We start from the raw sequence: 22,599 nt of genomic DNA on the forward strand, positions 1-22,599 counted from the left end.
TGGTCCTCAGAAACTAAGAGCGATCATTTATACTTGGTGTTGCATCTCAAACATCAAGAAACTCAAAGAGCAAGGATAATGCTAATGAAGAAACTGTTCCTTTTTGTAGCAATCCCCGTCATTGCTATTGTCGGTGCGATTTTGGCACTGGTTCTGCTGGTTAACCCGAATCAATTTAAGCCACTGATTGTTGAACAAGCAAAGACTCAAACAGGTCTTGATTTGGTGGTTGATGGCGATATCAGCTGGCAATTCTTCCCGTCGATTGGTTTTGAATTAGGTAAAACCGAGCTACGTAACCCTGAAGGCTTTAGCAAGTTAAATATCTTTAAGGTTGATAGCGTTGTTATTGATGTCTCTGTGACTCCTTTGTTTAGCAAGCAGCTAGAAATTGGCAATATCGTCTTAGATGGTGCTGAAGTTTCTATTGAAACGCTAAAAGATGGTCGTAAGAACATTGATGTATTGACTCAAGCGCAATCTGAACCTGCGGAAACAGCCACAACGGCCACCTCGACAGAAAACATGCCAGCGACGACTTCTGAAGCCCCAGCATCTGACTGGAGTATTAACCTGGCAGGGATTTCTATTTCTAATGCGGCTGTTGAGATTCAGGACTTTCAAGCAAACAGTTTTACCAAGCTATATGACGTGAATCTGAGTTTGTCAGAATTTGCTTTTGACCAATGGGTAACTGCAGATTTTGGTGCTAAAGGTGAAGCGAATCAGCAGAAATTCGGTGCTGAAGGCCACGCTGAATTCAAGCTAGCGAAAGGTTTTGCTCAATACTCACTGCGTAATATTGAACTCGACAGCAGCTTTAGTGACCCAGCGACAAAAATGGATACCATCAAGCTGACTCTAGATACGTTTGAGTTCGATAAAGCCAACCAACTGGGTTACCAATTGAAAGGCAACGCAGCCGGCCTAGCGATTGAAATGCAAGGCCAAGGTTCATTAACCGTTGATAAGGCGCTCAGCAAAGTAACGTTAAATCAACTGACATTAGATGCGCAATTTGAAGGGGACTCTCTACCTCAATCGCCAATGAAAGTTGATATGGCTTCGGATCTTTCCTTTGATATGAATAAGAGCCACCTAAGCTTTGTATTAGAAAAACTGACTGCCAATGCACTAGCCTTTGATGGCAAAGCGGACATCACTCTCGCTGATATCCCAAAAGTGCGTTTTGCTTTACATAGCCCTGATATTGACCTAGATGCGTTTCTTGGTTTGGACAAAGCTAAAGAGGCCACTGGTGAAGCAAAAGGTGAGCAAGATGATTCGAAAGAGTCTGCACCGCAAGCGGAAGTGGAGCCTGATCTAACAGCACTGAAAACGCTTGATGTGAAAGGTGATATCACCATCGATAAGTTTAAGGCGAGCAACGCTCACATGCAGGACGTGAAAGCGAGCTTCTATGTGAATCGTGGTATTGCAGAGCTGACCTCCTTTAGTTCTAAGCTGTATCAAGGCTCTATCTCTGCTAAAGCTAAGCTAGACGCACGTAAAACTCCGGCGTCGTACACGGTTCATAATCGCGTAAAAGATGTTCATGTTCAGCCTTTACTTAAAGACGTTGCCGACAACGACATGCTAGAAGGCACTGGTAATATCAATGTTGATGTTAAAGGTAAGAGCCTAACGCCAACAGGTATTCAAAGTAATCTAGTCGGTACTGTTGCCATCAATTTTGCTGATGGTGCCGTTAATGGTATTAATGTCGCGCAACTGATTCGTGAAAACTACGCCAAGATTAAAGGCGAGAAGTTTGATGAAACGGAAGGCGTTCAGAAAACTGACTTTAGCGCGATGAAAGCAACGTTGAAGTTGGATAAAGGCAATGTTTCAACCAATGATTTGACCATGCAATCACCATTGCTGCGCATTCGTGGTAAAGGTGATGCTAACTACATCAAGCAAACGGTAGACTTTACCATCAGTACTTCAATTGTTGGTTCGCTTGAAGGACAGGGCGGTAAAGACATCAGCGAGCTGAGAGACGTGACGATTCCTGTCAATATTTCTGGTAAGTGGTCAAAACCTAAGTACAAGCTTGTATTTGATGATGTCTTAAAGCAAAAGGCTGAAAAAGAGATCGATCGCGGTGTTGAGAAACTGACTGATAAAATTAAAGATGAAAAGACTAAAGAGGCGGTGAATAGCTTGATTAAGGGGCTGTTTAACTAACGATTCTCATTGGTTTTTTCTATCGGAAGAGACAAAAATGGCGCTAGTGATAGCGCCATTTTTATTGGTCCGAAGGTTATTACCAATCCACGCCCTTCAGCGCTTTTATGCCTGACTCGAAAGCGTGCTTAACATTCTTCACTTCAGAAACGGTATCTGCCATTTCAATCAGAGTGCGATGCGCGCCTCGTCCTGTGATAACGACGGACTGCATTTTTGGTCGGTTATTTAAGGCTTCCACCACTTCATCTAAGTCGATATAACCATAGCTGACCATATAAGTAAGCTCGTCGAATAGAACAACATCGATGGACTCGTCTTGCAGCATGCGTTTACATTCTTGCCAAACTAGTTGAGCAGATTCTGTATCGGCACTTTTGTTTTGCGTTTCCCAAGTAAAACCCGTTGCCATAACTTGGAATTCAACGCCAAGCTTTTCAAGCAAGTTACGCTCGCCATTGTCCCAAGTGCCTTTGATAAATTGAGCCACAGAGCATTTTAACCCGTGCCCAACCGCGCGAGCGACAGTGCCGAATCCTGATGTCGATTTACCTTTACCATTGCCAGTTATGATGAGCAATAACCCTTTTTCCTCTTGCGCAGCGGCGATTTTTTCATCGACTTGCTCTTTCACTTTTTGCTGTCTTGCTTTGTGACGCGCTTCTTTGTTGCTCTCAGTGGTCATGGTAAATCCTTTTTTATTTCATAATTCTATGTCTATCATAACGCAACCGTTCCATTGCAAACACCTTAGGTTATTAAGGGAAAAGCGATAAAAATAGCGATGACATGATGACAAAGAGAATTTTAGTAGTCTGTATGGGTAATATTTGTCGTTCTCCAACAGGAGAGGCGATTTTGAGGGCTAAGGCGTCTGAGTTGGATGTCAATGTTGAAGTCGATTCAGCAGGCACTATTGGTTATCACCAAGGTAATCCACCGGATCCTCGTTCAAAAGCGGCGGGGGAGAAACGTGGCTATTCGTTCCGAGGGATACGATCTAGGAAGGTGGTTGCGAGTGATTTTGACGACTTTGACCTCATTTTAGCTGCAGATAGAGCAAATTTAGCCGATTTGGATGCGCAGTGCCCAGAACATCAAAAGCACAAATTGAAGCTATTTTTGAGTTATGTTGATTCAGGATACGAAGAGATACCTGATCCTTACTATGGTGGTGATAATGGCTTTGAACTGGTGTTGGACTTAATTGAGGATGCCAGTGAGGCCATCCTCAAACAGGTATGGTAAGTGATTAGGCCGCCATCACGCGGCCGCTGAAATAATCATTCGAGACAATATATTCAGTGTTTCGAATCAGCTCGTCTTGAATTTCTGCCCAATGCATTGAGTCATGTTCAACACCAGGTACAACCCCACCGACACGGATATTAAATGGCGTGAGCTGCTTAGCCCAACTTTGGGTAAAACCTGCCACCATAGAAGTCGCGTTATCTAATCCGGATAAATCTTGGTAATCCTGATGAGAGATGACATTAACGATCACGCCGTTCTTCTTTTCTTCTCTCATACGTTCTGCTGTCGCTTGACCAAAAGTAAATAGAGTGGCGGCCATTAACGATAAACGTTGGGTAAAGACATCACTTGCTGACTGGTCGAATATGTTTGGCATAGCCTGCACTGTAATCGCATTGATCAGCACATCGGGGGAACGGTGTATCTGGCGATCAATGAATTCGAATAACGCTTGAGTCGAGTCTAAAGAGTGGTCAGGAATAGGGAATTGGTAGATATCATCCGAAACTTCGCAGCACAGCTTATAAGCATGCATTAACTGCGGCGTTTCCTTGTCGCACAAGATGACTGTCGCTCCAAGAGACGCGAAGTGGCAAGCCATTGTACTGCCAAGCTGAGAGCCAGCTGATGTCACTAACACCACTGAGCTATTTATTTTCATTGGCGTTTCCCCTATGACCAATCGAACAAGATTTGTCCACATAGCATGGTAGATTAGCTGTGACTAAGTTGTGAATGAGCTCAAATTAATACACTACTTCACACAGTAAAACTCGTTTCTTTGCGGTCTTTCACACTAAGAAAGTGTGTTACTGAATGAATAAGAAATTTGAGACAGCAAGTTTGTGATCTCAATAGAAAAAACTTGCACTAAGCTTGTGCAGAAATCTGGAAATTGCGTTGTGCTGTGATGAGCTGGTTGTATAAATCAGCTGGCATCAACTCTTTTGGTTCTTTCTCGCCAAGTTTACGGCGTTGGTGACCCGATAAGTTGTGATAAACCTCTTCAGGCAAGTCGTGCGTCTCTTCTGGCAAGTAGGTGAGAACTTCCGGTTGCAGGTAGTGACTCAACTTAGCACTTGGCAGCCCACCTTGATGGAACAGTTGCGCTTGAGTTGCTGATATATCGTAAGAGCTTTGATCTGATCGCAGTGCTTGTGGTTCAGGAAGTTCAAAGCGCTTACGCAGAATCGCTTCGGTAGAATCAATTTGTTCAACTTTTTCTACGGGCGTGTTGTCGCGGACATCATCAGAAAACATTGAAAGGATGAGGGAAAAGTCAGCACGACGCCCTTCATGCACGGCGTGGCTGATGCCTGTGCCGAACTGAAGTTCGTTGATAATGCTCGCTTTGTCTAAAGTATGGATTTGCATACGTGCCCTCGTTTGATGCTTTTATAGCGACGAAAGGCAGAGAAACTTTAGTGAAATTGTTGACTAGAAAAGAAAAAAGCCAGCTAAGTGCTGGCTTTTTAAACGACTAAATTTTAAATCCTAGGGGAGGGATTTATTTTGTTAGGTTTTCTGCAACGAAGTCCCAGTTAACTAGAGCCCAGAAGCCATTCATGTAATCTGGACGAACGTTACGGTAATCGATGTAGTAAGCGTGTTCCCATAGGTCAACAGTAAGAAGTGGTGTAGTACCTTCTTCTGTTAGAGGCGTTGCTGCGTTAGAAGTGTTAACGATTTCTAGAGAACCGTCAGCCTTCTTCACAAGCCAAGTCCAAGAAGAACCAAAGTTGTTGATTGCAGAATCAGTGAACTTCGCTTTGAACTCTTCGAAAGAACCGAATGCAGCGTTGATTGCGTCCGCAACTGCGCCTGTTGGTTCACCACCTGCGTTTGGCGCTAGACAGTGCCAGTAGAAAGTGTGGTTCCAGATTTGAGCTGCGTTGTTGAATACGCCACCAGTAGAAGTCTTAACGATCTCTTCTAGCGTTTTGCCTTCGAACTCAGTACCAGGGATTAGACCGTTTAGCTTAACTACGTAAGTGTTGTGGTGTTTACCGTGGTGGAAATCTAGAGTCTCAGCTGAGATATGTGGTTCTAGTGCGTCTTTTGCGTAAGGAAGAGCTGGTAGTTCAAATGCCATTGCTCGATTCTCCATTAATATGAAAGAGAGAGCCTCTTTCGATTGCTTCCAATGTATTTGTTATTCATGAATTACTTAACGTAAGTCATGGTCATTTTGCTGACTTGCGCTCTAGTTTAGCAATTTTTTGCCTTATTAAAAGCTTCACTAAGCAATTTCTATATGAAATTTCATTATGGTCTAAAACCCTATATATAATAGGCTTTTTATTCTCTACCAATGGTTTAGAATGTCGGGATAACTTGCAGTAACTCCATTAAGAGGAAGCAATGGAAACTATCGATAAAATCAAACAGCAAATCGCAGAAAACACAATTCTTCTTTACATGAAGGGTTCACCAAAACTGCCTAGCTGCGGTTTCTCTTCTCAAGCTGCTCAAGCACTTATGGCTTGTGGCGAGAAGTTCGCTTACGTAGATATTCTACAAAACCCTGATATCCGTGCAGAGCTTCCAGCGTACGCACAGTGGCCAACTTTCCCACAACTATGGGTTGAAGGTGAGCTAATCGGCGGTTGCGACATCATCATTGAGATGTTCCAAAAAGGTGAACTACAGCCGCTTGTAAAAGAAGCAGCTGCACGTGCTGAAGGCGGCGAAGAAGCTTAATAGGTTTTTTCTAGCAATAAAGTACTGTGTAAATTTACAGTTTTTCTTGATTTATAAGGGCCACATTCGATAATGTGGCCCTTATTGTATCTATCTGACCCTATTTTATGTCCCGTCTCTTTATTGCTGAAAAACCAAGCCTTGGCCGAGCGATAGCCGCTGCATTGCCTGGCCCTAAAAAGAATGACCAAGGTTTTATTCGTTGTGGTAACGGTGATGTGGTGACGTGGTGTATTGGCCACTTGTTAGAGCAAGTGGAGCCCGACGCCTATGACGACCGATACAAAAAATGGAATTTAGCCGATTTACCTATCGTGCCAGATCAGTGGCAGCTAAGACCAAGAAAGTCAGCCAGTAAACAGCTCACCGTAGTGCGAAAGCTACTTAAAGAATCGAACCAGATCATCCATGCAGGAGACCCAGATCGGGAGGGGCAGCTGCTGGTGGATGAGGTGCTTGACTACTGTAAGGTTAGCAAAGCCAAGAAAGAATCAACGCAGCGATTGTTGATCAGTGACTTAAACTTACCCGCAGTGAAACGAGCTCTGAGCCAGATGCGCAGCAACCGTGAATTTATTCCGCTTTCTGTTTCTGCTCTGGCCCGCTCTCGCGCCGACTGGCTTTACGGGATGAATATGTCTCGTGCCTATACACTATTAGGTCAAAAGGCTGGTTATCAAGGTGTGTTGTCAGTTGGACGAGTTCAAACCCCTGTGCTTGGTTTGGTCGTGCGCCGAGATGAAGAGATCGAAAACTTTGTTCCCCGCGATTACTTCACTTTGCATGCGCTGATCCCTTATCAAGACGGTACAAATAGTTTTGATATTCGAGCGCGGTGGAAACCGAGTGAGGCATGTAAGCCTTATCAAGATGAGGAAGGGCGCGTTCTAAACCGTAAGCTGGTTGAGAATGTTGCCAGCCGTATCACCAATCAACCCGCTAACGTTGTCGAATCAGAGCAAAAGCAAACTAAGCAATCTGCACCACTTCCGTATTCACTTTCTGCATTACAAATCGACGCCGCTAAGCGTTTTGGTATGAGTGCTCAGCAAGTGTTGGATACCTGTCAGTCTCTCTATGAAAAGCACAAGCTTATCACTTACCCTCGTTCTGATAGCCGTTACTTACCTAAAGAGCATTATGGGCAGGCTGGAGTTGTGTGTGAGGCTATTGCAAATAATGCCTCAGAACTGAACCAAGCAGTGAAAGGGGCGGATCTAAGCTTGAAATCTAAGGCTTGGAACGACAAAAAAGTCGATGCGCACCACGCCATTATTCCTACGCCTAAGAAAGCTTCAGTGAACGGACTGTCCGGCAACGAGATGAAAATCTATCAGCAGATTGCCCGTCAGTATCTGATGCAGTTTTATCCACCGGCTATTTATGCGGAAGCAAAGCTCGTATTTGATATTGCTGGTGGGGCGTTTATAGCGAAAGGGCGTCAGTTAGTTTCTGCTGGGTGGAAAGAGTTGATGGGTAAAGTGGATGATGAAGACGCCGGTGTCGACGCCGTTCCTCCATTACCCGAGGGAAGCGTATTAACCTGTCGTGAAGGGGAAATTAAAGACCGTAAAACAGAGCCACCGAAGCACTTTACTGAAGCGACACTGCTACAAGCCATGACAGGTATTTCTCGGTTTGTAGAAGATAAAGAGCTGAAGAAAATTCTCAAAGAAACCGACGGATTAGGCACAGAGGCAACCCGCGCAGGTATTTTAGATACCTTATTTAAACGTCAACTATTGACTCGTCAAGGTAAGTCTATTTTAAGTAGTCCAGCGGGACGCGGTCTTGTCCATGCGTTACCTTCTGAATCAACTTATCCTGATATGACCGCTCATTGGGAACACCAATTACAAGGTATGGCAGAGCGAAATCAAGCGTATGGGCCGTTTATGGATTCCCTGCAAACTCGTATTGATGGTTTGTTGGGGCAAGTAAAACAAGGAGAGGTGCCTGAGTCTCTGCGCCATCTGCCTAAAGTTGAGCGACCAGCCTATAAACGTAAAAAGCGGAGTAGTGCCAAATCTGGAGCGAAGAAAACCTATGCTAGAGGCAAAAAGAGCACTTAACTGACTCTTATGGTCGGACGGTTTTCATATACTCTTTCGGTGTTAAACCAAACTTACCTTTAAAGCGTTGGCTAAATCGTTCTTCAGAACGATAACCGCACATTTGAGCCAAATCTATGGTCGTCCAAGGTTCACTTTGGATAAGTTGCAATGCATGATTTAAACGCACTTCGGCAAGTAATTCACGATACTGCATACCTTCTTGCTTGAGCTTACGAATCAAAGTCGCTCGGCTTACGGCAAATTGCGATGCGACGTCATCAAGCGCATGTTCTTCCCCTGGTGATTTGGCTAAGTAACGGCTGAGTTTTTGGCTGAACAGCGCTTCTTGCTGAGGAAAAAGGATGTGGAGTGCGCCTCGCTCGGCAAGTTGCTGGTACAGTGGCATAACCCATAAATGCTGAGCTTCTTCGCTCATTGTCGAAAGATCTAATGAGGCCAAAGCATCTAAACTGCTTTGTAAGGCTTTATCTTGCTTAACGATAGGGTGAGTGTTTGACTGCCCTCTTATTTCACTCAGCTTGAGCATCTTTAATGACGGTGAGGAATGAAAGCTAAATACTCTCGATAAAAACGGGCCTTTTTCCGGCATATTCTCAAAACTAAGCGCGCTTGAAGCTTCACACAAGAGCAAAGTCTGGTGTGAAAGCGTGATGGTTTTATCCAGCCAAAACAGTTTTTTGCTGCCCGATATAATTTGAACCAAGCTAGGGGAGTGAATGGTGACATTTCTGAGCTTTTGTACTTGCTGAGCTCTAAATGTTGTTACTTGATATTGATGACCCATCACGTCCCCCTAATTCTATTATCGAGTATATGTCGCAGTCAGTTTAGCTTTGTCTAGCGCCATGCTGTTCAAGGTGAAACCGACAACGGCTGCAGGTGTATTGGCATCTAGCCCTAATTTCGCTTTTGGCAGTGCCCACACTGTAAATTGGTAACGGTGCATACCATCACCTTCAGGAGGACAAGCGCCACCAAACCCTACACTACCGTAGTCAATGCGATGCTCTTGGCCACCGAGCTTTTTGATATTAACACCGCGTGGCAGTTCTGAAACGCTCGCAGGGATGTCTGTAGCAATCCAATGCCAGAAACCACTACCTGTTGGTGCATCTGGATCAAAAACGGTGATCGCAAAGCTTTTAGTCCCTTCAGGTGCATGGCTCCACTGAAGTTGAGGAGAGACATTGCCTCCGTCACAGCCCCAACTAGAGAATTCAAATGTTTTCGCCATAGGGTGACCTTCTTGAATATCTTTACTGCTGATATCAAAGGCATTCGCAATACCAGAGGTTAGTACTGCGGTGGTCAGAAGAGTCAAAGTTAAAGGTTTCATTTTGGTGCTCCTACTTGTTAAGTTCGAAGCTAGTTTAGCGAGAGAGGGAGTCTCGTGATTGACATAAAGTATCAATATAAAACAAAGGTTGAGTTATTTTGATACTTTAAGTCTAGGTGGGGATGTTACCAAGGTAAACGCGTACCATCAAAATTAATAAATTCACCAGAGTGAGTAGGTTCAACAGAGTCGATAACTAGCGCTAGCCCCTTGGCCGAAGTTTCGGTATCAATCAGCGCATTTGGTCCGCCCATTTCAGTTTGCACCCAACCTGGGTGAAGAGCGATGACAGTAAATCCATTGGGCGCTAGGTCATTGCTCAGGCTTTTTACTACAGAGTTCAGCGCCGCTTTGGATGAACGGTAGATATATCCACCCCCAGAAGTATTTTCCGTCATGCTCCCGACCTTGGAAGAAAGACAGGCTATCTTCTTCAGCAGTCCTTGCTGCAGGTTAGGGTATAGCGCTTCGACGAGTTTTAACGGAGCGATACTATTAATCTCAAATACTTTGCGCCATTCGTCGACGTCAGTATTACCAAAGCCGTAACCTTTTGGTCCGTAATAGCCAGCGTTATTAATCAACAAATCGATAGCAGGTAATTGCTCTGCCAATGTCGAAACAGCAGGGTAGTCGGTGACTTCTAGTTCATGACATATTAGGTGTTGATGCCCAAGGTTTAGCAGTTCTTGCGCGTTATATTCGCTTCGGTAAGTGGCGTGGACTTGCCAACCTTGTTGCACATAGAGTTTAACGAGACTTAGCCCGATGCCTCGGTTGGCACCAGTGATTAAAACGGTTTTCATGGTTGACCTTGTGATGAATCTGCACGTGACTGACAGCCTAGCAAAAAATTATCGATAAATGGAACAACATAAACGCACCCATTAACCAGAATGAACCCTTTCAAAATAGTGAAAGGGTTCATAAACCGTAAAATAATTACAGGTGAGGTCGGAGAAAGCTGCTTTTATCACTTATAGAATGAGGTGCTTAATAATAAGCCACGAAGATAAAATCATTGCGATGAAAAGGAGAGCAGCAGAAGTTGTACCGACAATGACTCCCAATATTAAATAGAAAAATGGATTCATTATAGTTCTTGATTAAGTGATAATTATTATCATTTAACTGATTTTAAATCCATTGGTCAAGCTGTTACCATAATGTCAGGTTTTCTAATTTCATCACATCATGATCCCACTGATCTATCACCCTATCTATTCGCAGCTTCCACTACCTGATGGTCACCGCTATCCGATCAATAAGTACCGTCTACTTTATGAGGCCATAGAGAAAGAAAGAGCGGAAAATCGCTTGTGGAGTGAGTGCCTTCATTATGTTGAGCCCGTGTCATTAACGAGCGCTTGTGTGAGTCAAGTTCACTGCGAGCGCTACATTGACTTGCTTACATCCGGTTGTTTACCTGCGCCCAAAATGCGCCGTATTGGCTTTCCTTGGAGTGACGCCTTGATTACCCGAACGCTCACTTCAGCTGGTGGGACATGCGATACAGTGAATCAATCGCTCAAATATGATGTTGCCATTCACCTAAGTGGTGGGTATCACCACGCACATTACGATTTTGGTAGCGGTTTCTGTTTGATTAACGATTTAGTCCTTGCCGCGAAGCGTGCGCTTAGTCTCGAAGGTATCGATAAGGTGCTGATTGTTGATAGTGATGTTCACCATGGGGATGGTACGGCCACCCTTTGTGAAGGGGAGGCAAACATTGTGACGCTCTCATTTCACTGCGATAAGAATTTCCCTGCACGCAAACCAGACTCTGACTTGGATGTTCCATTAGCCAAAGAAACGGGTGATAAAGAGTTTCTAGACGCATTTACATCAGTGGTGGAAATGGCGGTGAATCTGTATCAACCAGACATCATCATTTATGACGCAGGGGTTGATATCCACCAAGAGGATGAACTCGGCTATTTAAAGGTATCGACAGAAGGGATCTATCGACGAGATCGCTTTATGTTTGAACTGGCTAAGAGTAAGGGTTTACCGATTGCTTGCGTAGTTGGTGGTGGCTATCGAACTCGCCATGAAGATTTAGTACCGATTCACACTCAATTGATTAAAGCAGCAGTGGATGTGTTTGCTGTTGAAAACGAAAAAAGCCGCTAATTGCTTAGCGGCTTTTTTACTAAATGTGGTGGAGTGCTGGGCTTGCATTCAAGGAGGGATTTGTCCAAATCCCAATCATGACTTTCACTGCTTAAAAACGAGAAAACCCCAGTCTTTCGACTAGGGTTTTGAATGTGGCGGAGAGATAGGGATTTGAACCCTAGATACGCTATTAACGTATGCCGGTTTTCAAGACCGGTGCTTTCAACCACTCAGCCATCTCTCCGTTGTTGAAGCGAATAATATAGAGGTTGAGAAAGCTTGTAAACCCCTATTTTTACTGTTTGCTTTAATAATGAGCGCTTGGACAGGCTGTTTAGTTCAAGTGCTTGTTTATTAACCTTTTGGGTTGTGTTTTCTGGTCTAGATAACAAAAAAAGAGAGCCTAAGCTCTCTTTCTAATGGTAAGGCTCACTTAATTTGACTTGGTATAGAAGCGTTGAAGTTCCGTTAAACCTTGCATAAGCACTGGAAGTGTTGGATTTTCATCTTTTAAACGCTTGTAGTCATTATTGTACAGCTTGTAGTTACCAAACTTATCGATCACAGTCGTGTTCTTGGTTGTAATCAAAGCAAGTTCACGAGAGTCGCCCGCCAAAACCCACTTACGAGAACGCTCGTCAAATAGGTTTCGTCCACTACTGAAGTCATTCGGGTTAGATGACACACCAAGTAGATCTTGGAGTAGGGTGACGGAAAGATCTAAATGACTGGTTCTGTGTGAGTACTCAGAGTTCACTTTACCAGGCCAATGAATCACCATAGGTACTTGTAGCTGATAACGACTGTAGTTGGAATTAGCCCCCCAACTATTGGTATTGGTTTCGTTGAATTCTGTACCGTGGTTCGATGTCAGTACAATAACGGTTGATTCACTTAAATTTAGTGCTTCGATTCGAGCAAAAAGATCGGCTAGCTCTTCGTCAGCTTGTTGAACTGATTTTTTGTAGCCAGCTTTAAGTTTTTCGTTGCCGCTTAACTGTTCATTGTCACTGTCATAAGCACTGAAGTTATCGAGAGTCGTCAGTTCAATAAAGCTAAACCATGTGTTATCACCTTGCTCGGTGACCCAATCAGACCAAGCTTGAATCGCTTGCTTGTCTGCAGAAACCTCTTTATTAAATGGAATACCAGTAAACTTCATGCCTCGGAACACAGACTCACCATAGATAGGGTCATCAAAGTTGTCACCGCTGAATAAGCCAAATTGGTACTCTTTATCTAATAAAGTATTAATGATGATCGGTTTCGTACCCTGAGTCTTAATACTTGGTGCGTAAGAGCTCGGCAGACCATAAAACAGACCGAAGACGCCAAATGTATCGTTACTTGAGCTGTAATGATTAGTGAAGTTCAGGTTTTGCTCGGCAAAGCCAGTTGCAGCAGGCATCCAGTCTTTGTTGAGTGCGTCGCCGCGTAAGTTGTTTACGCTCACCACTAAAACATTTAACGGATTTGCTCGACGGCTAAATTCTAATTCTTCAAGAGGGTAGCTGACTAACTCTGAGTTAACTTCTTGATTCTGTTCAAGGCGTTTCAGGTATTCTTCTCTATCAAGTAAGCCGTGCCTTTCCATGAAAGACTTAGCTGTCATTGGGTATGACAGTGGGAAGTTGGCACGTTGTGCAGTGATAGGGTTATAGAAATATGCATCTGCCCAAACGTAAACTAAGTGGCTTGAGATAAAGCTAACAAAGAATAGTGCGGCTAAGGGGCGCCCAACATGTTTATGGGACAATTTGCGTTGTTTTCGCCATACCCACTCAGATAAACCGAGTTGTAGCATAAAAATCAAAGGCATGACGATGAATAAGTGCTGAAGGTCAGCGCTTACTCCGGAGCTTTTCTCACTAAACAATACTTCCCAAACAACCGGCGTTAGGTGCAAGTTAATGGTTTGATACGCTTGGGTATCAATGAGTAGTAGTGTTAACCCTACGGTCGCGAAGCAGACGGCGAGTAACCGAAAAAGCTTACGAGAAGGGACTAAAAACGTGAGAGGAAATAGAACCAACAGGTAGAGAGCAAATACAAGAAAGCCAAAATGACCAACCCAAGATGTGGCGAGGTAAAACTGCCCTAATAGAGTCTCTGGCCAAGGAGATTGAGTGATATAACGGGTACCAATCAACATTGCTGCGATAATGTTGAAGAAAGCAAACCAATGCCCCCATCCCACTAAACGTGATACACGTTCGCCGTATGTATTTCCGCTATCTACCATGTATGTTTTCTATTTTATTCGCGATTAATGAGATTTTTCTTCGATAGAAGAAATCAATGCCTGTGCAAATTTTTCAGCAATTACTTTACGTTGTGAAGCAGCAACGTCTTGATTTAAGACATTGGTAGCGATATTACCTGCAATCATAAGTGAAAGTTCTGGACTTGCTGAATGTTTTTCAAGCACTACTGCGATCTCAGTTAGGATTTGTTCAACTGTTGCGTCGCTGTATTTAGATGTAATCGGCATAAGTGTTCTAATGTTGATAGTCAAGCGGCTTATGATAACCTACAATGCCACGCAACTGAAACCTATGCAGCGATAAATTTCATCATGAGCCTTCAACTATCAAATGTTATCCTCCACCAACTGCAAAAAAACGATTCAGACGAGCTAGTTGTTAACTTCCGAGCTGACTCATTGGCAAACGATGCATCCAGTGAAAACTTGGTTGCAGAGCTACATCGTGTCTTTAACTCGAAAGCGGGCAAAGGTTTTGGCTCTTTTAAACCAGAGAGCGAATTTCAACAATGGCTGCAAGAGCTGAAAAAAGGCGAAAAAACCTTTTATGATTTCTCTCAGAGTAGCGCTAATCGCCTAAAAGCGGAGCTTTCAAAATATCCTTTTGCGGATGAAGGCATCCTTGTTATTGCTGAGTATCAATCTTTAGCAACAGACTATCTGTTTGTCGCAATTATTCCGTCTAATCAAAGTTTGAAAGTGACAGAAGGGTTAGATATCAGTGCTACGGATTATCTTGATCTGAGTAAAATGGATATTGCAGCTCGTATTGATATCACGAGTTATGAAACCGACAAAGAATCGAATCGTTACCTCGCGTACATTAAAGGTCGCGTTGGTCGTAAAGTCGCGGACTTTTTCTTAGATTTTCTACAAGCAGAAGTGGGCTTAGACACCAAGCAGCAAAACCAAGTATTGATGCAGGCAGTGGAAGATTTTTGCGCCGATTCTAAATTAGAAAAAGACGAAGCGATCAGCTACAAAAAACAAGTTGCTGATTATTGCAATGAGCAGATCAAATCTGGTGATGAAGTTCAAGTGCGAGAGCTATCTGGTGAATTACCTGCGTCACAAGATGGCACAAGCTTCTTAGATTACACTCAAGAACAAGGTTACGAGTTGGAAGAGAGCTTCCCTGGTGACCGTGCAGCGGTACGTAAACTGACTAAATATGTGGGTGCCGGTGGTGGATTGAATGTGAGCTTTGACAGCATGCTTCTCGGAGAGCGTATCTTCTACGATCCAGAGACAGATACATTAACGATTAAAGGCACGCCACCAAATCTTCGCGACCAGTTAACTCGCAATCGATAATCTAATAGTTTAGGACTAGGTGCAATAATTTGCGCTTAGTCCTACCTTTCCTTCCGATAACGTATATTCTTGTATTCATAGCAATTTGTTTATAAAGGTATTGCATGGATCGCAAGTGGGTGAAATTTGGTGCATTGCTATTGGCGTTATGGCTAATGGCTATGGTCGCAATTGGTACAAGTTACCGTACCATTGAATCAAGTCAGCGTCAGGTTGAAGAGCTAAGACATAGTATTGATAGTTTACGCAGTACTTTTGTTTATGATGCCCCTTATCGCGCGAAGATGGCCGATCGCCAAGCGTTAGATTTACAACTCATCTATGCACTTAGGCTTCAAATTGATGCCTACTATCAAAAAAGCTGGCTAATGCCAGATCTCAATCAACTCCTGTTTTCGACAGACCGCTTTATCGAGCAAGTGCAAGCGTATCTAGATAATGAACTGGCCGTACAAACCTTGGCTAAGAGAATTCATGAAACGCGAGATCGATATGCAGACTCAACAGCGCTGGCGAATCAATACTTTCAATTAAGTGCGAACGTTTTCGAGGCAATGTACCTGTCCGAAAAAGCTAACGCTGAGATTTTTCGTCATGTTGACCGTATCTACCAGCAATCAACAGAGCTACGAACGCCACAGAAAGAAGAATTACAAAAAGTATTGGTGGATGTTTCTCAAGTTTTGAGCAGTTACGCTCAAGGCAGCCATTTGGTTGAAAAACTGATTTCTCATGATGTGACCAACCAAATTGTTCTGTTAGAAACCGAGTATCGTGAAACGTTAAATCGACATGTTTTAGCGGGGATTACGCTGACTCTATTTGCAATGTTTGGTTACCTGAGTTTGCTGTATCTCGCACAGTCGTCTGTGGCTTTAGAGAGCTTTCAAGAAGATATTCGGCTTTCTCCACAAGAGGATGCAAAAGCGGTGGCTAAATATGATCAACCAACGGAACCGGAATCTATGCCTCAAATTAGCTTCGATACCATGTTGGGATCGTTAAATGGTGATGTTGAATCTGTCTGCATGCTACTAGAAGTTTTTGTTGCCGATCATAAGAATGATGTCGCTGAAATCACGAGGTTATTAACGGAATCGCCTGAGGAAGCACAACGCAAGGCGCATAGCTTAAAAGGAGTGGGTGGTAATCTGGGGGCAAGTCAGCTCAGAGAAGTAGCGACTCAAGTTGAACTCGCGATTGGACATGACATCACCAAAGTATCTGACTTGCTGAAAGATCTGCAAGTCTGTCTTGATACCGCGATTGAAGAAGCTCAGATTTTTCTGAATCAACAAAATGATGCGAAAGGTTAACGTTTTTCTGACCTATACAGGTTAATATCCCTGCCGTTTAATTTTATGGTTCAGAGGCTAACTATGTGGATTCGTCATTTTAAGGCGATAGGGACTTTACTGTTTTTAGTCAGTATGAACGGATGTTCGTTGTTGGAGGTGAAGCTTGATAGCCAAACTACACCTCTGACAAAGCAAGAGTTGAACATGCGCTTGATGACTCGAGAATATACGCAGCAGTTCTTTGCTCAGGTTGAGCAAACCGCAGATGTCATTTCACTTCAATACGATGCGCAAGATAAGCTCCACCAATCTTACGTTTTATTATGGAAAATCAATGCTGAAGAGGGCGTTCAAAGAGCCGCTTATCAAGTCTCTCCTATGGCTGCGTTGATTGATAGTTGGGTTTTTACTGTTCAGATGGAGCAGTTTTTTACTCAAGGAGCTGGCAAAGACCTATTTGTGAGTGATGATGCTCGTAAGACGGCATCAGCGCTAAGCCAAGAGTTTGAAAAGCTGGCTCGGTCATCACTAAAAGGCAATTCGTTTAAAACATCGAAACAGTTTGTCGAGGAATTTGCTAAGCAACACCCATTTCAAGATTTGACCTTTATTCGTACACCTGCCTATCGAGCGTGGTTGGAATCACAGCAGATTAGTGAAGACGATGCGGTAACAACACTGGGAACCATGCCAGAAGCGATGGGTGACGTTTCGGATCGTTTGAGTCTTGTCTCTGAGCAGACACCCAAGTTAATGACGTGGAAAGCGCAATTGATCGCCATGAACAGCAGTATTAGTGGTGAGCAATTGACTGCAACGTTAGAAAGCTTGCAAGCCACTTCAGAGTCTTTCCAAGATTTTGTCGAAAATAACCCAGAGTATATGCAGAATTTAGCGCAGCAGATGGCGATAGAGCTTAAGCCATTAGTGAACGATATTGATAAGAAAACTGAACTTCGTTTGGATCAATTAAGCGAAGAACGTAAAGCTTTAGAAGCCATGGTTGCCCGTGAGCGTGCGGAAATTGCACTTATCATTAGTGCGGAGCGAGCAAAGTTTGCTCAAGATCTTGATACCATTTCACAAGATGTAATTACTCTCGCGATGGACAAAGTGGTTGAGTTGATTAAGAGCACGATCATTTACTTTATCTTGTTCATTGTTGCGATTTTCTTTGCACCTTTAGGTTTGGGTTATATGTTAGGTAAGCGTACAGCGGTAAAGAAAGCCAATTCATAATTTATTGAGTTACAAAATAGAAAAGAGCGCCAAGTGAGGCGCTCTTTTTGATCTCGGCAGTGAAGGTTACGCCGTTTGATTGCTGTATTCTGTTTCTTCTTCGACGGTCGCTGGTGCTGTAGGTTCACACTTATCAACAAACCATCCCATGTATGATGTGATGATGGTGACAATGATACAAACAAAGCTCAACCACATAAATGGTGCATAAGAGAGGGTTGCAACGCCTAAGATACTCGCCATATAGATACCATTGTCGCTCCAAGGCACCATACCTGATGTTAACGTACCGCCAAACTCCGCATTGCGAGAAAGATTCTTACGTTTGTAGCCTAAACGATCGTAATTCTTTGCGCAGATTTTTGGGGTAAGAATTAGTGATACATACATCGCTGAGCCGAATACGTTACCCATAAAGGCAGTACCGATGGTGCTTGTCGCTAGAGATCCTGCGCTTTGTACGCGACGCTCAAATAATTTCGCAACTGTCTCTAACACACCAACTTTGTCTAGCAAACCACCAAAACCCAAACCGAATACAATCACTGCGACTGAGCCCAGCATAGAAGACATACCGCCGCGGTTTAGGATCGAGTCAATAAACGCAACGCCAGATTGAATTTCAAATGGTGCCCATGCGGTGTTGAACGCTTGTAGGAAGTCTACGTCTTGAATCATCACTGCCCAGATGATGCCCAGTAGTGAACCAAAGCTGATCACTGGGAATGAAGGCATGCGCATCGCAAGTAAACCAAGCACTATGATGACAGGGACGAATGAATATGGCGTGATGTAGAACTGCTGTTCCATCGCTTGGATAACCGATTGCACTTGAGACATATCGACGTTGCCAGCGTAATGGAAACCAAATGCGGTAAACATGATACCTGTAATGATGTAGCTAATAAGGGCAACTGGCAGCATGCCTTTAATATGCTCCATTACTTCAACGTTAGACATTGAAGAAGCTAAGATCACAGAATCAGATAGAGGAGACATCTTGTCACCAAAGTAACAACCAGAAAGCACAGCACCAGCGGTAATAGGAGCAGGGACGCCAAGTCCTTGACCGATCCCCATCATTGCAATACCCGCTGTACCTGCAGCACCCCAAGAAGTACCCGTTGCAAGAGCGGTCAATGAACAGATGATCATAGTAGCAAGAAGGAAGATGGAAGGGTGGATTGCTTTTAGACCGTAATAAATGATGGTTGGTACGATACCGCCAGAGATCCAAGTGCCGACTAATGCGCCAACGGCTAGCAGAATCAGCACCGCGCCTAAGCCATTAGAAATACCATTTAGGGCCGCTTTTTCTAAATCTTTATACTGATGGCCTAAACGGATACCAAGAAACATGATGATAAACCAGCCAATATATAAAGCTAGTTGAATAGGAAGATCTAACTGGGCAGTAAAAGAAAACGCCAAAGAGAGAAATAGTCCCAGGGAGACAATAACTTGCATCAAGCTTGGCAGACGGGGGGTAAGTTGCGTCATACAGAGCCTCTTATAAATGTTATGAGCCAGTACAAATAACGACTGACTCATTATTTGTCGAAAGAGTGTTAACTCCTTTTAGGTACGAAATGCACTTTACAGTAGCTAGAATAATATTTCGAGAAAATGCATCACTGGTGTGACTTGTATCTGTTGGTTGATCATTTGGCGGTTAAAAATATGGTTAATGGTTAATTTTAATGATCTGAAATGTTTTTGAATGTGAAATTTGTGTGGCACGTTGTTTTTGCATTTGTTCGCGAATGCGCATTTTTTGGTTGTGAAAATAACAACAGACTAAAAAGCCATCAAAAATGGGCTTTTAGGGCGAATTTTGAAAAAAGGAAACAAAAGTTACAGATTTGATGCAATTTCCCCTTGAGATTTTGCTTCGAAAATTGAATATTGGAGGTATTCCCTTTTTAAAATTGTTTACATGGAGAGTTGAGATGAGAGTTGGTTTAGTTGGTTGGCGTGGCATGGTCGGTTCAGTACTTATGCAACGAATGGTTGAAGAAAAAGACTTCGACCTTATTGAGCCTGTTTTTTACAGTACTTCTCAGATTGGTATTCCTGCACCTAGTCTTGGTAAAGAAGCCGGTCTTCTTCAAGATGCTTATGATATCGAAAGCTTAAAGCAATTAGATGCTGTGATTACCTGCCAAGGTGGTAGCTACACAGAAAAGGTTTACCCAGCGCTTCGTCAAGCCGGCTGGAAAGGTTACTGGATTGATGCAGCTTCAACACTGCGTATGGCCGAAAATTCAATCATCACGTTAGATCCTGTGAACTTAGCTCAGATTCAACAAGGCATTCACGGCGGTACCAATACATTTGTGGGTGGCAACTGTACCGTAAGCTTGATGTTAATGGGGCTTGGCGGTTTGTTTGAAAAAGGTTTGGTTGAGTGGACAAGTGCCATGACATATCAAGCGGCTTCAGGTGCTGGTGCGCAAAACATGCGCGAACTCATTTCTCAAATGGGTGTGATTAATGATTCAGTAAGTTCTGAGCTTGCAAACCCGTCTAGCTCGATTCTTGATATTGACCAAAAAGTGGCAGATACCATGCGCAGTGGTTCGTTCCCGACTGATAAGTTTGGTGTACCGCTTGCTGGTTCATTGATCCCTTGGATTGATGTGAAGCGCGACAATGGTCAGAGCAAAGAAGAGTGGAAAGCAGGCGTAGAAGCAAACAAAATTCTAGGTTTCCAAGACTCTCCAGTGCCAATTGATGGTACATGTGTTCGTATCGGTGCAATGCGTTGTCACTCTCAAGCGTTGACGATCAAGCTTAAGCAAAACGTGCCAATGGATGAGATCGAAGAGATGATCGCGACTCATAATGATTGGGTCAAAGTGATTCCTAATGCTCGTGATATCACGGCAGAAGAGTTAACGCCGGCAAAAGTAACCGGTACGTTATCTATTCCTGTGGGGCGTTTACGTAAGATGGCAATGGGTGATGATTTCCTAAATGCCTTTACTGTAGGTGACCAACTTCTTTGGGGCGCTGCAGAGCCACTACGTCGTACACTGCGTATCATTCTTGCAGAGAAAGCGTAATAGAGACGAAGGAGCGTGGTAAGGGCTCTCTCTTTAGACCGCTAGCTTCGTTCACAAAAAAACAAAGGGTTGCATTCTTATGCAACCCTTTTTTTTTCTTGCCTAATCTTCATCGCCCGAGCTGACAATACGCTTATCTGGATCCGCTAGTTCACTGCCACAGTGTTTACAATGCATGGCGTCAGAGTCATGGCCAGAACGATTACAATTTGGGCATTTAACCAATTCTTTATGTGCATTCATTTCGTTACTTAATTCTGCGGTAATAATGCCCGTTGGAACCGCAAGAATTGAATAACCTAATAACATAGTGAGTGACGCGATCGCTTTACCTAAGTGAGTTTGAGGAACCATATCACCATAGCCAACGGTCGTGATGGTCACGATAGCCCAATAAATACTCTTCGGGATACTAGTAAAGCCATTATGTGGCCCTTCAATAACAAAAATCAAAGCGCCGAAAATAGTGACTAGGATTCCGACCGTACTGAAGAAGATCAAGATTTTCCTGCGTGCCATTAATAAAGAGCGCAGAAGAATGTTTGAATCTTGCAAGTAACGGACAAGTTTTAGAATTCGGAAGATACGCATCACGCGCAATAAACGAATCACGCCCATAAACGATGCGCCAGGGAAAATGAGCGCCAAGTAAGTAGGAAGGATCGCTAGCAAATCTACTACACCATAGAAGCTGGTGGCGTAAGACTTAGGTTTTGGCGAGCAGTAGAGTCGAAGCAAATACTCAACAGTGAAGAGGGCGGTAAAGGTGTATTCAATATAACGCAACTCTTGCGACCATTCAGACATCACGTTAGGTAAAGATTCCAGTATTAGAACCAACAGTGAGGCAATGATGGCAACAATCAAAGCGATATCAAATGCTCGGCCTGCAGGTGTATGAGTGCCGAATATAATGACGTAAAGATGATGTCTTAGTGAGTTACGAGGCATGATAGAAAAACTGATGAATTCGTTCTTCTATCATACCTAGATTCTTAGCGTCAGGCTAATGATCAGAGAATTATGCGAGGCCTGGGAAAAGGTTGCGTAGACCATTCGCAATGAACTCAATACCTAGAGCTCCAAGGATAAGGCCCATGATACGTGTGATCACGTTAATCCCTGTTTGGCCTAAAAAGCGCACAATTAAAGGAGCAGAGCGAAACAGCAACCATGTACACAAGCAGAATGCGATGATAGTTAAGATAATGCCTACTGTGTCGAAAGCTGCCGGGTAGCGCGAGCCATAAACAATCGTTGAACTGATCGCACCAGGGCCAGCCATAAGTGGCATCGCCAGTGGAACCACGCCAATTTGTTCGCGGCTTACATACTCTGATTGCTCTTGTTTGTTTTGCTTATCTTCACCGAGCTTACCGCTCATCATCGAAAAGGCGATGCTCAAAAGCAACAGACCACCCGCAACTCTGAATGAATCCAGTGATATACTGAACATATCTAGAAGCATTTGTCCCGCAAGCAGAGAAACCACAAGAATAATAGCCACGGCTACGTTGGCTGTAATAGCGGTCTTATGTTTTTCTTCTTGGGTCATATGCCCTGTCAAAGAAACGAACACAGGCATAATACCAACCGGGTTGACGGCCGCCACTAAGCCAAGAAAAAACTGTAGAAAGATTGCGATTTCGAAGGTTTGCATTAGTAGATGTCCGCAGCAAGATTAACGACAACATTAGTACACGCGGAATATAGTCTAAAATCTGGTCGTCAACGAATGAAAAAAACT

21 protein-coding genes and 1 tRNA gene are annotated in these 22,599 nt (G+C 43.6%); 9 read left to right on the top strand and 13 right to left on the bottom strand.

What is annotated here, in order from left to right:
• Positions 1 to 84: 84 nt before the first annotated feature.
• Entirely contained in the window at positions 85 to 2,190 is a 2,106-nt protein-coding gene (locus tag GVO60_RS05140; protein WP_159651572.1) for an AsmA family protein, read from the top strand.
• 79 nt (positions 2,191 to 2,269) lie between these two features.
• Here GVO60_RS05140 and cobO read toward each other — a convergent pair whose 3' ends face one another.
• The gene (cobO, locus tag GVO60_RS05145) at positions 2,270 to 2,875 is read right to left on the bottom strand and encodes a cob(I)yrinic acid a,c-diamide adenosyltransferase (RefSeq protein ID WP_159651574.1); all 606 of its coding nucleotides are present in this window, start codon (positions 2,873 to 2,875) and stop codon (positions 2,270 to 2,272) included.
• Between the two features lie 107 nt (positions 2,876 to 2,982).
• Between cobO and GVO60_RS05150 the strand changes: the two genes are divergently transcribed.
• Positions 2,983 to 3,438 carry a low molecular weight protein-tyrosine-phosphatase gene (locus GVO60_RS05150; protein ID WP_159652421.1) on the top strand — a complete coding sequence of 152 codons (456 nt, stop codon included), beginning with the start codon at positions 2,983 to 2,985 and terminating at the stop codon, positions 3,436 to 3,438.
• Between the two features lie 4 nt (positions 3,439 to 3,442).
• On the opposite strand, the gene GVO60_RS05155 is transcribed toward GVO60_RS05150, so the two are convergent.
• From GVO60_RS05155 to sodB, 3 genes are all read right to left on the bottom strand, one after another.
• Positions 3,443 to 4,105, bottom strand: coding sequence for an SDR family oxidoreductase (locus GVO60_RS05155; protein WP_159651576.1), 663 nt, complete (start codon positions 4,103 to 4,105; stop codon positions 3,443 to 3,445).
• Between the two features lie 209 nt (positions 4,106 to 4,314).
• Positions 4,315 to 4,818: a VC2046/SO_2500 family protein gene (locus GVO60_RS05160; protein WP_159651578.1), complete on the bottom strand. Its 504-nt coding sequence runs from the start codon at positions 4,816 to 4,818 to the stop codon at positions 4,315 to 4,317.
• 133 nt (positions 4,819 to 4,951) lie between these two features.
• A complete protein-coding gene (gene sodB, locus GVO60_RS05165; protein ID WP_159651580.1) occupies positions 4,952 to 5,536 on the bottom strand; it encodes a superoxide dismutase [Fe] in 585 nt (194 codons plus the stop codon).
• A gap of 269 nt (positions 5,537 to 5,805) precedes the next feature.
• Between sodB and GVO60_RS05170 the strand changes: the two genes are divergently transcribed.
• Together GVO60_RS05170 and GVO60_RS05175 are read left to right on the top strand one after the other, a co-directional pair.
• Positions 5,806 to 6,144, top strand: a complete 339-nt coding sequence (locus GVO60_RS05170) for a Grx4 family monothiol glutaredoxin (protein ID WP_159651582.1) — start codon at positions 5,806 to 5,808, stop codon at positions 6,142 to 6,144.
• Positions 6,145 to 6,251: 107 nt separating this feature from the next.
• Positions 6,252 to 8,216 (top strand): DNA topoisomerase III, encoded by a 1,965-nt coding sequence (locus tag GVO60_RS05175; protein WP_159651584.1) that lies wholly within the window; start codon positions 6,252 to 6,254, stop codon positions 8,214 to 8,216.
• A gap of 7 nt (positions 8,217 to 8,223) precedes the next feature.
• On the opposite strand, the gene GVO60_RS05180 is transcribed toward GVO60_RS05175, so the two are convergent.
• The 3 genes from GVO60_RS05180 to GVO60_RS05190 all read right to left on the bottom strand — a co-directional run bounded on the left by GVO60_RS05180 (position 8,224) and on the right by GVO60_RS05190 (position 10,361).
• Positions 8,224 to 9,003 (bottom strand): helix-turn-helix transcriptional regulator, encoded by a 780-nt coding sequence (locus GVO60_RS05180; RefSeq protein ID WP_159651586.1) that lies wholly within the window; start codon positions 9,001 to 9,003, stop codon positions 8,224 to 8,226.
• A gap of 18 nt (positions 9,004 to 9,021) precedes the next feature.
• A complete protein-coding gene (locus GVO60_RS05185; protein WP_159651588.1) occupies positions 9,022 to 9,555 on the bottom strand; it encodes a YbhB/YbcL family Raf kinase inhibitor-like protein in 534 nt (177 codons plus the stop codon).
• A 125-nt stretch (positions 9,556 to 9,680) separates the two neighbouring features.
• Positions 9,681 to 10,361 (bottom strand): SDR family oxidoreductase, encoded by a 681-nt coding sequence (locus GVO60_RS05190; protein ID WP_159651590.1) that lies wholly within the window; start codon positions 10,359 to 10,361, stop codon positions 9,681 to 9,683.
• A gap of 388 nt (positions 10,362 to 10,749) precedes the next feature.
• Between GVO60_RS05190 and GVO60_RS05195 the strand changes: the two genes are divergently transcribed.
• Positions 10,750 to 11,691 carry a histone deacetylase family protein gene (locus tag GVO60_RS05195; RefSeq protein WP_159651592.1) on the top strand — a complete coding sequence of 314 codons (942 nt, stop codon included), beginning with the start codon at positions 10,750 to 10,752 and terminating at the stop codon, positions 11,689 to 11,691.
• A 135-nt stretch (positions 11,692 to 11,826) separates the two neighbouring features.
• Here GVO60_RS05195 and GVO60_RS05200 read toward each other — a convergent pair.
• From GVO60_RS05200 to GVO60_RS05210, 3 genes are all read right to left on the bottom strand, one after another.
• Positions 11,827 to 11,917 (bottom strand) — tRNA-Ser (locus GVO60_RS05200).
• 189 nt (positions 11,918 to 12,106) lie between these two features.
• Entirely contained in the window at positions 12,107 to 13,915 is a 1,809-nt protein-coding gene (locus GVO60_RS05205; RefSeq protein WP_159651594.1) for a DUF3413 domain-containing protein, read from the bottom strand.
• Between the two features lie 24 nt (positions 13,916 to 13,939).
• The gene (locus GVO60_RS05210; RefSeq protein WP_159651596.1) at positions 13,940 to 14,164 is read right to left on the bottom strand and encodes a YejL family protein; all 225 of its coding nucleotides are present in this window, start codon (positions 14,162 to 14,164) and stop codon (positions 13,940 to 13,942) included.
• Positions 14,165 to 14,248: 84 nt separating this feature from the next.
• Here GVO60_RS05210 and yejK point away from each other — a divergent pair, with 84 nt between their 5' ends.
• The 3 genes from yejK (at position 14,249) to GVO60_RS05225 (ending at position 17,787) form a co-directional block, all read left to right on the top strand.
• Positions 14,249 to 15,250 carry a nucleoid-associated protein YejK gene (yejK, locus tag GVO60_RS05215; RefSeq protein WP_159651598.1) on the top strand — a complete coding sequence of 334 codons (1,002 nt, stop codon included), beginning with the start codon at positions 14,249 to 14,251 and terminating at the stop codon, positions 15,248 to 15,250.
• Between the two features lie 104 nt (positions 15,251 to 15,354).
• Positions 15,355 to 16,566, top strand: coding sequence for an Hpt domain-containing protein (locus GVO60_RS05220; protein WP_159651600.1), 1,212 nt, complete (start codon positions 15,355 to 15,357; stop codon positions 16,564 to 16,566).
• Positions 16,567 to 16,629: 63 nt separating this feature from the next.
• Positions 16,630 to 17,787 (top strand): chemotaxis protein, encoded by a 1,158-nt coding sequence (locus GVO60_RS05225; protein ID WP_159651602.1) that lies wholly within the window; start codon positions 16,630 to 16,632, stop codon positions 17,785 to 17,787.
• 66 nt (positions 17,788 to 17,853) lie between these two features.
• Here GVO60_RS05225 and nhaC read toward each other — a convergent pair whose 3' ends face one another.
• Positions 17,854 to 19,287 (bottom strand): Na+/H+ antiporter NhaC, encoded by a 1,434-nt coding sequence (gene nhaC, locus GVO60_RS05230; RefSeq protein ID WP_159651604.1) that lies wholly within the window; start codon positions 19,285 to 19,287, stop codon positions 17,854 to 17,856.
• 449 nt (positions 19,288 to 19,736) lie between these two features.
• Here nhaC and asd point away from each other — a divergent pair, with 449 nt between their 5' ends.
• Positions 19,737 to 20,852: an aspartate-semialdehyde dehydrogenase gene (gene asd, locus GVO60_RS05235; protein ID WP_159651606.1), complete on the top strand. Its 1,116-nt coding sequence runs from the start codon at positions 19,737 to 19,739 to the stop codon at positions 20,850 to 20,852.
• A gap of 102 nt (positions 20,853 to 20,954) precedes the next feature.
• Here asd and GVO60_RS05240 read toward each other — a convergent pair whose 3' ends face one another.
• Positions 20,955 to 21,803 (bottom strand): ion transporter, encoded by an 849-nt coding sequence (locus GVO60_RS05240; protein ID WP_159651608.1) that lies wholly within the window; start codon positions 21,801 to 21,803, stop codon positions 20,955 to 20,957.
• A 70-nt stretch (positions 21,804 to 21,873) separates the two neighbouring features.
• Positions 21,874 to 22,512, bottom strand: coding sequence for a YchE family NAAT transporter (locus tag GVO60_RS05245; protein ID WP_159651610.1), 639 nt, complete (start codon positions 22,510 to 22,512; stop codon positions 21,874 to 21,876).
• Between the last annotated feature and the right edge of the window lie 87 nt (positions 22,513 to 22,599).

The sequence above is a fragment of the Vibrio atypicus genome (assembly GCF_009811315.1).
Lineage (GTDB): Bacteria > Pseudomonadota > Gammaproteobacteria > Enterobacterales > Vibrionaceae > Vibrio > Vibrio atypicus.

Excerpts from the sequence above, each read along its gene's own strand:
- GVO60_RS05140 (WP_159651572.1), top strand. The coding sequence starts at position 85 with ATGAAGAAACTGTTCCTTTTTGTAGCAATCCCCGTCATTGCTATTGTC.
- cobO (WP_159651574.1), bottom strand. The coding sequence starts at position 2,875 with ATGACCACTGAGAGCAACAAAGAAGCGCGTCACAAAGCAAGACAGCAA.
- GVO60_RS05150 (WP_159652421.1), top strand. The coding sequence starts at position 2,983 with ATGACAAAGAGAATTTTAGTAGTCTGTATGGGTAATATTTGTCGTTCT.
- GVO60_RS05155 (WP_159651576.1), bottom strand. The coding sequence starts at position 4,105 with ATGAAAATAAATAGCTCAGTGGTGTTAGTGACATCAGCTGGCTCTCAG.
- GVO60_RS05160 (WP_159651578.1), bottom strand. The coding sequence starts at position 4,818 with ATGCAAATCCATACTTTAGACAAAGCGAGCATTATCAACGAACTTCAG.
- sodB (WP_159651580.1), bottom strand. The coding sequence starts at position 5,536 with ATGGCATTTGAACTACCAGCTCTTCCTTACGCAAAAGACGCACTAGAA.
- GVO60_RS05170 (WP_159651582.1), top strand. The coding sequence starts at position 5,806 with ATGGAAACTATCGATAAAATCAAACAGCAAATCGCAGAAAACACAATT.
- GVO60_RS05175 (WP_159651584.1), top strand. The coding sequence starts at position 6,252 with ATGTCCCGTCTCTTTATTGCTGAAAAACCAAGCCTTGGCCGAGCGATA.
- GVO60_RS05180 (WP_159651586.1), bottom strand. The coding sequence starts at position 9,003 with ATGGGTCATCAATATCAAGTAACAACATTTAGAGCTCAGCAAGTACAA.
- GVO60_RS05185 (WP_159651588.1), bottom strand. The coding sequence starts at position 9,555 with ATGAAACCTTTAACTTTGACTCTTCTGACCACCGCAGTACTAACCTCT.
- GVO60_RS05190 (WP_159651590.1), bottom strand. The coding sequence starts at position 10,361 with ATGAAAACCGTTTTAATCACTGGTGCCAACCGAGGCATCGGGCTAAGT.
- GVO60_RS05195 (WP_159651592.1), top strand. The coding sequence starts at position 10,750 with ATGATCCCACTGATCTATCACCCTATCTATTCGCAGCTTCCACTACCT.
- GVO60_RS05205 (WP_159651594.1), bottom strand. The coding sequence starts at position 13,915 with ATGGTAGATAGCGGAAATACATACGGCGAACGTGTATCACGTTTAGTG.
- GVO60_RS05210 (WP_159651596.1), bottom strand. The coding sequence starts at position 14,164 with ATGCCGATTACATCTAAATACAGCGACGCAACAGTTGAACAAATCCTA.
- yejK (WP_159651598.1), top strand. The coding sequence starts at position 14,249 with ATGAGCCTTCAACTATCAAATGTTATCCTCCACCAACTGCAAAAAAAC.
- GVO60_RS05220 (WP_159651600.1), top strand. The coding sequence starts at position 15,355 with ATGGATCGCAAGTGGGTGAAATTTGGTGCATTGCTATTGGCGTTATGG.
- GVO60_RS05225 (WP_159651602.1), top strand. The coding sequence starts at position 16,630 with ATGTGGATTCGTCATTTTAAGGCGATAGGGACTTTACTGTTTTTAGTC.
- nhaC (WP_159651604.1), bottom strand. The coding sequence starts at position 19,287 with ATGACGCAACTTACCCCCCGTCTGCCAAGCTTGATGCAAGTTATTGTC.
- asd (WP_159651606.1), top strand. The coding sequence starts at position 19,737 with ATGAGAGTTGGTTTAGTTGGTTGGCGTGGCATGGTCGGTTCAGTACTT.
- GVO60_RS05240 (WP_159651608.1), bottom strand. The coding sequence starts at position 21,803 with ATGCCTCGTAACTCACTAAGACATCATCTTTACGTCATTATATTCGGC.
- GVO60_RS05245 (WP_159651610.1), bottom strand. The coding sequence starts at position 22,512 with ATGCAAACCTTCGAAATCGCAATCTTTCTACAGTTTTTTCTTGGCTTA.